This window comes from Polymorphospora sp. NPDC050346 (assembly GCF_040655695.1).
GTDB classification, from domain to species: domain Bacteria; phylum Actinomycetota; class Actinomycetes; order Mycobacteriales; family Micromonosporaceae; genus Polymorphospora; species Polymorphospora lycopeni.
In genome coordinates this window covers 198,675-206,192 of record NZ_JBFAKM010000013.1, presented here as the reverse complement: position 1 = coordinate 206,192, position 7,518 = coordinate 198,675, and the positions used below count along the sequence as shown (strand labels likewise).

Annotated in this window: 9 protein-coding genes; 4 read left to right on the top strand and 5 right to left on the bottom strand. The window is 72.1% G+C overall.

Annotated features, from left to right (window positions below):
* The first annotated feature begins 256 nt into the window (after nucleotides 1–256).
* A complete protein-coding gene (locus tag AB0I42_RS16465) occupies nucleotides 257–1,060 on the top strand; it encodes a hypothetical protein (protein WP_357538140.1) in 804 nt (267 codons plus the stop codon).
* Here the strand turns inward: AB0I42_RS16465 and lipB are convergent.
* Nucleotides 1,048–1,716, bottom strand: a complete 669-nt coding sequence (gene lipB / locus AB0I42_RS16460) for a lipoyl(octanoyl) transferase LipB (protein ID WP_357538138.1) — start codon at nucleotides 1,714–1,716, stop codon at nucleotides 1,048–1,050. The two genes, AB0I42_RS16465 and lipB, sit on opposite strands and share 13 nt — an antisense overlap.
* Before the next feature lie 79 nt (nucleotides 1,717–1,795).
* On the opposite strand from lipB, the gene AB0I42_RS16455 reads away from it, so the two are divergent.
* Nucleotides 1,796–2,209: a GNAT family N-acetyltransferase gene (locus AB0I42_RS16455; protein ID WP_357538136.1), complete on the top strand. Its 414-nt coding sequence runs from the start codon at nucleotides 1,796–1,798 to the stop codon at nucleotides 2,207–2,209.
* A 1,297-nt stretch (nucleotides 2,210–3,506) separates the two neighbouring features.
* On the opposite strand, the gene AB0I42_RS16450 is transcribed toward AB0I42_RS16455, so the two are convergent.
* From AB0I42_RS16450 to AB0I42_RS16435, 4 genes are all read right to left on the bottom strand, one after another.
* Nucleotides 3,507–3,731, bottom strand: a complete 225-nt coding sequence (locus AB0I42_RS16450) for a hypothetical protein (RefSeq protein WP_357538134.1) — start codon at nucleotides 3,729–3,731, stop codon at nucleotides 3,507–3,509.
* 146 nt (nucleotides 3,732–3,877) lie between these two features.
* Nucleotides 3,878–4,429 (bottom strand): hypothetical protein, encoded by a 552-nt coding sequence (locus tag AB0I42_RS16445; RefSeq protein WP_357538132.1) that lies wholly within the window; start codon nucleotides 4,427–4,429, stop codon nucleotides 3,878–3,880.
* A 5-nt stretch (nucleotides 4,430–4,434) separates the two neighbouring features.
* The gene (locus AB0I42_RS16440; protein WP_357538131.1) at nucleotides 4,435–5,232 is read right to left on the bottom strand and encodes a hypothetical protein; all 798 of its coding nucleotides are present in this window, start codon (nucleotides 5,230–5,232) and stop codon (nucleotides 4,435–4,437) included.
* An 88-nt stretch (nucleotides 5,233–5,320) separates the two neighbouring features.
* Nucleotides 5,321–5,488, bottom strand: a complete 168-nt coding sequence (locus AB0I42_RS16435; RefSeq protein WP_357538130.1) for a hypothetical protein — start codon at nucleotides 5,486–5,488, stop codon at nucleotides 5,321–5,323.
* Between the two features lie 168 nt (nucleotides 5,489–5,656).
* Between AB0I42_RS16435 and AB0I42_RS16430 the strand changes: the two genes are divergently transcribed.
* Both AB0I42_RS16430 and AB0I42_RS16425 read left to right on the top strand, forming a co-directional pair.
* Nucleotides 5,657–6,808 (top strand): histidine kinase, encoded by a 1,152-nt coding sequence (locus AB0I42_RS16430; protein WP_357538128.1) that lies wholly within the window; start codon nucleotides 5,657–5,659, stop codon nucleotides 6,806–6,808.
* Nucleotides 6,796–7,461: a response regulator transcription factor gene (locus AB0I42_RS16425; RefSeq protein WP_357538126.1), complete on the top strand. Its 666-nt coding sequence runs from the start codon at nucleotides 6,796–6,798 to the stop codon at nucleotides 7,459–7,461. Before AB0I42_RS16430 ends, AB0I42_RS16425 begins: the two co-directional genes overlap by 13 nt.
* The last annotated feature ends 57 nt before the right edge of the window (nucleotides 7,462–7,518 follow it).

Here is a 7,518-nt window from a genome sequence, read left to right as displayed (position 1 = left end):
AGACCCGCGTACGCGGGCGGGTGGCCGTGAAGCGTGAACCCGGCACGACACCAGTCGGTCAGACCGGGACCGTCCCGCCGCAAGGCAGGACTACCGATCGTGAGCTCACCAAAGCTCACTGAGAGGTAACGGGTGGGTGGGAGGGTCCCCTGTATACCTCGGGACTGGATCAGGTAGCCGTGACCCCACCCCCTTTCAGCCGCGAGCGCCGCGCTGAGGTTGTGGTGCGGTCGTGTCACGGCGAAGGATGCTGTCTGTGCGAGTAGACGTCGCCTCGGAGGCGGGCGCCTCCCGAACCCCGAACGAGGACTGGGCCTTTGCGACCGACCGGTTCATGGTCGTACTCGACGGGGCGACCGCCCGCACCGGAACCGGCTGCTGGCACGGTGTCGCCTGGTACGCCGCGTCTCTCGGGTCGACGGTCGCCGGTCTGGCGGCCGACCGGCGGGTACGCCTCGACGACGCGCTCGCCGACGGGATCCGTGCCACCGCGGACCGGCATCGTGGGTGCGACCTGACCCACCCCGGCACCCCGTCGGCCGGCGTGGCTGTCGTACGGCTCGACGACGACGTGCTCGAGTATCTCGTTCTCGGTGACGTCACGGTGGCCATCGACACCGCCGACGGTGTTCGGGTCGTCACCGACGACCGGGTGGACCGGACGGCGACGGCCGAACGTGCCGAGGCGGACCGCTATCCGTTCGGGTCCGCCGAGAAGCAGGCCGCCCTGCTGCGTATGAAGCACGCCGAGCTGGCGGCGCGCAACCGGCCCGGCGGGTACTGGGTCGCCGCCGCGGATCCGGCCGCCGCGGCGTACGCCGTCACCGGGTCGGTGCCGCTCGACACGGTCCGACGGTTCGCGTTGCTGACGGACGGGGCGGCCCGGCTGGTCACCCCGTTCGGGCTGCTCGACTGGCCGGCGGTGCTCGACGTACTCGACAGCCACGGACCGGCCGAGCTGATCCGGCGGGTCCGGGCGGCGGAGGCGACCGACCCGTCGTGCCTGCGCTGGCCGCGTAACAAGCGCGGCGACGACGCGACCGTCGTCTACGTCCGCTGATCCGGACCGGGCTCCTGAGCGCCCAGGTGGCGGGCGACCGCGTCGCGGACTTCGGCGTCCGACGGCACCGGCACCCGCTGCTCCTCGGCGAGCCGGCTGATGGAGGTGATCGTGACGTCGGCCAGACCGCACGAGGTGAACGAGTCGAACACGGCCATGTCCGGGTCGATGTTGAGGGAGAAGCCGTGGCTGGTGACGGTGCCCCGGACCCGCATCCCGATCGATGCGATCTTGCGATGGTCCGGTGTCCAGACACCGACGAGACTGGTGCCGCCGCGCGGCGTGTCCCGGCGAACGGCGGCGAAGCCCAGATCGGCGAGCGCGGCGACGAGGCCGTGTTCGACCCACCGTACGACGTCGCCGGGACCGCGCTCGCGCAGGCCGAGCACCAGGTAGCCGACGAGTTGGCCGGGGCCGTGATAGGTGGCCTGACCGCCACGGTCGACCAACACCGTCGGTACGTCCGCAGGCAGGCCGACGAGGTCCGCCGGATTCGTCGTACGCCCGTAGGTGACCACGGGCGGATGGCTGAGCAGGAACAGCCGGTCACCGGCCAGCCCTTCGCGGCGTTCGCGTACCCACCCGTCCATGTCCGCCATCGCGCGGTCGTAGGGCACCTCGCCGAGGTCCACCCGGGTCAGCGGCGGCGGTGCCACGGGCCGTCGTCGGCCCGGACCACCCGGCGCGCTCACACTCATGCCTGTTCCGTCCCCGTGGATGTAGGACACTCCTGCCGTGGCAGAACTAGCCTTCGGCACCGAAGATCCCGAGCTGGAGAAGCGCCTGTCTGACGAGTTGGACGCTATCAACAACGCGGCTGTCGCCTCCGACGACCAGACTCCGCTGTCGATCCGACTGCTCGACGACGACGGCGTCCTTCAGGGCGGGCTGACCGGCTGGACCTGGGGCGGCTGCGGCGGGATCACGTCCCTGTGGCTGGCATCCGACCTGCGTGGGCAGGGCTGGGGCGGGCGCCTCCTCACCGCCGCCGAGGACGAGATCCGGCGGCGCGGGTGTGACCGGGTCGTGGTGGCCACGATGTCCTTCCAGGCGCCCGGTTTCTACCTGCGGTTTGGTTACCGGGAGGTCGGCCGCACCCCTGGCATGCCGGACGGGACGGCGAAACACCATTTCCACAAGCGGCTCTGACCCGGCGGATCGTCGTGCCGAAGTTGCCGGCCGCTCAGCCGGTGGAGGCGGGGGTGTGCCGAGGTGGCCCCGCCGCGCGGACTGTGCCGTGAGGGCCGCTGCACAGCGGGAGTTCGTGGTTGATGGGCGGTCGTGGAGTTGGGCGTGTGTGTCGCCGGGGGCTTCTGGTTGGGCGGCCGGCGTCGGTGTGTGTGGTGGTGGCTGGCGGTGTGCGTCGGAGTGTGTCCGGGGCCAGCTGGCGTGTGTTGCTGAGGGGTGGGTGTGGTCGTGGTGTGTGCGTGCTGCCGGGGTGGATGGTCGCGCCGACCGGCGGTGTGCGGGTGGGCTGTGTGCGACGGGTGTGCGGTGGCACGCTGCGTGCGGGTGTTGCTGTGTGGGTCTCTGAAGGAGAGATTCCACGATAGTTCGTCGATCCAACCGGCCTAGCGTGGTCGTGCTGTGGTGATCTCGGTGGGGGCGCCGTCGGGGCCTGTTGGCGGGTGTTGTCGTGCCGGCTGGGGTGGTTCGGTGCGTGTCCACGGACGGGGCGGTGGTTTCATCCGTGTCTTTCGGGCGGGCCTGGTCGTAGGTCGGGTTGTGGTGGTCGCGGTGTCGGAGCCGTCAGGGCGGCCCGGGACCGTGCGGAGGGGATCGGCGACAGGTGACGCGTCGGTGCCGGGTGCTTCTCGGCCTTTTGCTGCTGCCCCCGGTCGGGAGAGTATCCCCCGAGGGGATGTTTAGGGGCGGCCCATGATCGTTGATCATGGGCCGCTACCTGCACAGTTGGGCCGGATGGTGCCCTTTGGTGACGACGAGTGCCTGCCTGGGGGTTTGCCCAGGGGTTTGCCCAGGGTCCTGCCCAGGGGTTTGCCTACCCCTGGTCAGCCCCGGTGAGGCGGGCGTGGTGGTCTGTCGGACGGACTGCGTGATGTCGGTGGCCGCGGGCAGGTGACCGTCGAACCGTTCCCTCGTTTGGCAGCGGACCGCATCGAGACGGTGCGGCCCACCCGCGCTGTTCGTACGCCTGCGTGCAGGCCGGCAACCCGCGCTGGCAACGCGCCGGAGCCCGCCGGATCCGGCGGCTTCCGTCCTACAAGGACCGGTGAGGTGCCTCACGCCAGCAGTACCGACACCGAGGTACCCAACCGGGAGCCAACTGGGCCCACCAGTTGGCCCGGCAACCACCTGGTTGCCGGACCAACGAGCGGGACCCCCGGTCACCTGAAGCCCGTTGGCCAACCCGACTCCACCAGGGCAGCGTCCAGTTGCCCAACTCGTTCGACCGGACGACTCCGGTTGGGCAACGAGAACCCGGCTGTTACGGCACGATCCGGGTCGCAGGGGTGTCGCCCGGTGGGCCGGACAGATTCCTCTCCAACGGCGGCACCGGAGTGGTCGAGACCGAGCCGTCGCCGCCGCAAGCGGTCACCGACGCCGCCGCAGCCGACGACAGGGTCACCTCGCCGAAGCCGAACGCGTCGACCCGGACCGCCACGGCAGCGGCCCCGTCGGGCGTGAGCGAGACCGCGCCCGCAGCGGCCACCACGAGCACCCGGTCGATGCGTCGTCCCTGCCCTCGACACGCAGCCGCCAGGCGAACGGCCGTGCGTCGGCGCCGTCGGCCGGTAGCAGCAGCCGCAGGTCCATCGGCAGGGTCAGGTCAGGATCAGAAGGCGGGCGCTGAAACGGTCAGCGGTTCGCCGCCGGCGCGTCAACCGTTGTCGGGGGACGGCCGGGCGGCGGGTGGAAGCGCCGGAAGATCGGCGGGAGGAACAGCAGGACCAGGACGGCGATCGCCGCGCCGAAGATCAGGAGCGGCCCGACGGTGTTGCCGACGCGGAACCAGGTCGGCAGGGTCTGAACGGGCGCGGTCCCGCTCGAGTCGGCCATCGTCCCCTCGAACGAGCCCCTGCCGCCGGCGAACACCACGCCGCAGCAGTACACGAACGGGCCGACCAGGAAGCAGGTCGCCACATATGCCCACCGCTGGCCGCGGACGAGCCCCACCATCGACAGGAGCAGGCCGACCGCGGCGACGCCGGACACGGCCAGCGACGTCTCGCGGGTAACGATGCCGACGAGGTCTACGAGGCCGTTGCGGTTGGCCGCCTCCTCTGGCGGCACGTAGTAGATGACGTCCCAGTGCGCGAGTTCGTAGATGGTCGTCGCGGCGTTGAGTGCCAGGCCGAGCAGCAGCAGACCGACCGCGACCACCGGCGCGAGCACGGGCCACCGGGACATCGACGTCATGGCCGGCCCCGGCGGTGACGATCGTTCGTGTCGAGCGCCGGAGGACACGTCGTGCCCGGAGCGATGTCGTGAGAGCAGAGTGCGCACCAGTGGGCGGGGACGGTTTCGTGCCTGATCGCCGCGTAGACGGTCGGGTTGGCGTCGGCCGCCCGCCGAGGCGTACGGGCGAAGTAGCGTACGGTCCAGCGGTCCTGTCCTGGTGGCCAGCCGCTCAGTGTGATCTGGATGGCGGTGGAGTCGTCGCCCCACCACAGGTCGGCCGGCCCGGTCGCTTCGGGCACGGGTGGCGGGAGCCGTTCCTCGTCGACGACCGGCAGGACCTCCGGCGGGGTGGAACAGGTGAAGGTCCGGTGCGGCCAGGACCGCACCGCAACCAGGAGGGCGTGCTTCTCCAGCCGCTGGTCGACGGACCGGTCGATGATGCGGTAGGGCCACCGTCCCGGTCCCATGGCGGTCCTGCCGTCGGCGAGGACGTCGATGCCCCAGGTCTGGTCGCCGTCGAAGATGCCGGGGAGGGCCGGTCCGAGCGGGCTGTGGTGGCCGGTGGGCACACCGTCGAGCCCGTACTCCATTCCGTTGCTGCCGATGACGGCGTAGCGGAGCCCGCCGAAGCGTTCCTCGAACCGGACCATCGCGGTGACCAGTTCCTCGGGTGCCGGTTCGTCGCGGCCGTCGACGGTCATGGCGGCGGCGGACCGGATGCGGGCCTCGGTCGTGTGCGGCAGCCGCCGGGCGCGTTCCGCCAGGAACCGGTGGAGGCGGGGGGAGAGCGAGGGGTCGTCGCCGACGTACACGTCGGGGAACCTACCGGTCCGGGCCCCGCCGCGGGGGCCCGGAGAGCCGTACCCGAGGCCGCCTCGGCGGTGGCCCGGACCGGCGAGGTCAGGCGCGCCGGCGGTGGGCGGTGACCAGGCCGGCGATCGAGCCGACCGCGATGAGTCCGGTGACGAGCTGCAGTGTGATCTGTCCCGCCCCGCCCGGCACGAACAGGTTGGTGGCGGCGTTGGCGGCGGCCGAAATGACGAGTGTGACCCAGAGCAGGTTCTTCACGGCGGCAGGTTCCTCTCGAATGCGGTGGGCGATGACATGTCCGAGTCTGCCGCCGGCCAGAGTGCCCGGCGATGGCCCCCACTCCCGAACCGATGGTGTAGCCCGCTACACCATGCCGGGGAAGCCCGCCCCACCGGCAATCCCGGATCCGGCACATAGCCTGGCCCCATGCGTACGGCGTTACAGCAGGCGGGGCGGGCCACGTACGGCCTTTTCGGGGCCGCCGGGCTGGCCCTGGTCTCCTACGCCTTCCTCGGGCTGATCCTGTTCACCGCCATGATCAGCCTTACCGTGGTCGGCGCGGGTGTACTGCCGGAGACCGTGCTGCTGCTGCGCCGGCTCGCCGGGCTCAAGCGGCGCCAGGTGGCGACGTACGGCGGGGTCGAGATCCCGTCCCGCTACCTGCCGTTGACCGGTCCGCTCGGCGGTCGGGTCCGGACCGCGCTGACCGATCCGGGGACCCGCCGCGACCTGCGCTGGCTGCTGTGGCACCTGCTCTACGGGCTGGGCCTGGCCTGCGCCGCGCTGACCGTGTGGCCGTTCGCGGTGCTCGTCGACGGGGTGTGGACCGGTCTGCTGGGCCGGCCGCCGCTGCTGTTGCCGGTCATCGACCGGCTCGCCGGTCTCGACGCCGCCTGGACGCGGGCACTGCTGCTGCCGTCGCCGAACGACCGGCTCGCCGAGCGGGTGGCCGAGCTGACCGAGACCCGGGCGGCCGCGATCGCGGCCCACGGGGCCGAACTGCGGCGGATCGAACGGGACCTGCACGACGGCACCCAGGCACGCCTGGTGGCGCTGTCGATGCGGGTCGGTCTCGCCCGGCGGGCGTACGACCGGGACCCGGACCACGCCCGCAAGCTGCTGGACGAGGCGCAGGACCAGGCCGAGCAGGCGCTCGCCGAGCTGCGGCATGTGATCCGCGGCATCTACCCGCCGATCCTCACCGACCGGGGCCTGGTCGGCGCGGTACGGGCGCTCGCCGCCAGCAGCGGGCTGGACGTCGCCGTCGAGGTGGACGGGCTGCCACCGGCGCGGGCGGCGGCGGCGGTCGAGGCGGCGGCGTACTTCGTCGTCGCGGAGTCGCTGACGAACGTGGCCCGGCACAGCGGCACCACCACGGCCACGGTCCGCCTGGCGAAGGACGCGGATACGCTGACGATCCTCGTCCGCGACGACGGGCGGGGCGGGGTCGACGAGTCCGCCGGCAGCGGCCTGCTCGGCATCCGGCGCCGGGTCGCCGCCCTGGACGGCACGATGGGGGTGAACAGCCCGGCCGGAGGGCCGACCGTGATCGAGATAGGACTGCCGTGCGCGTGGTGATCGCCGAGGACAACGCCCTGCTGCGCGAGGGCCTCGTTCTCCTGCTGACGTCCGCCGGCCACGAGGTTGTCGCGGTCGTCGTCAACGGCCCCGAGGTGCTGCCCGCCCTCCTGGAACACCGTCCGGACGTCGCCGTCGTCGACGTACGGCTGCCGCCGGGGCTGCGCGACGAGGGCCTGCGGGCCGCGCTCGACGCCCGCCGGGCGGTGCCCGGCCTGCCGGTCCTGGTGCTGTCCCAGTACGTCGAGGAGACGTACGCGACCGAGTTGCTCAGCGGTGGCGCGAGCGGTGTCGGCTACCTGTTGAAGGACCGGATCGGCCGGGTCGACGAGTTCCTCGACGCGCTGGAGCGGGTCGCCGCCGGTGGCACCGCCCTCGACCCGGAGGTGGTGACGGAGCTGATGAGCCGGCGCCGCGACGACCCGCTGGCCTCGCTGACTCCGCGCGAACTCGAGGTGCTGCGGCTGATGGCCGAGGGCCGCGACAACGTGACGATCGCCCGGACGCTGGTGGTGACCGAACGCGCGGTGAGCAAGCACATCGGCAACGTGTTCGCCAAGCTCGGGCTGCCGCCCAGCGACAGCGGGCACCGGCGGGTCCTCGCCGTACTGGCCTATCTCCAGCACGGCGAGGCGCGCGGCCCCGCCCGCTAGCGGCCGTGACACGAGCGCCCTGGTACGTCGGGCTGATCCGCCGGCCGGTGTGGGGGA